At 68.0% G+C, this 400-nt stretch carries 1 pseudogene; it reads right to left on the minus strand.

From position 1 onward, the window contains the following. A pseudogene (locus LH128_RS30620) lies at positions 1–400 on the minus strand (IS91 family transposase); the annotation flags it as partial.

Here is a 400-nt window from a genome sequence, read left to right on the forward strand (position 1 = left end):
CCGCCAGGCACGATCATGTGCACGTGCGGATGGTGGGTCAGTGCCGATCCCCAGGTGTGCAGCACGGCGGTGATGCCGATCCGCGCGCCAAGGTGCTTGGGATCGGCGGCGATGATCAGCATCGTGTCCGCGGCTGTGCGGAACAGCAGGTCATAGACCACCGCCTTGTTCTGGAAGGCGATGTCTGCGATCTCGTTAGGCAGGGTGAACACGACGTGGAAGTAGCCGCCTGGCAACAGGTCGGCCCCGCGCGCGGCCAGCTAGGTGCGCGCGGCGGCGCCTTGGCACTTGGGGCAGTGTCGGTTGCGGCACGAGTTGTAGGCGACCCGCCAGTGCCCGCAGTCGTCGCAGGCCTCGACGTCACCGCCCAGCGCGGCGGTACGGCAGTTCTCGATGGCCG

Source organism: Sphingomonas sp. LH128 (assembly GCF_000293195.2).
Lineage (GTDB): Bacteria > Pseudomonadota > Alphaproteobacteria > Sphingomonadales > Sphingomonadaceae > Novosphingobium > Novosphingobium resinovorum_A.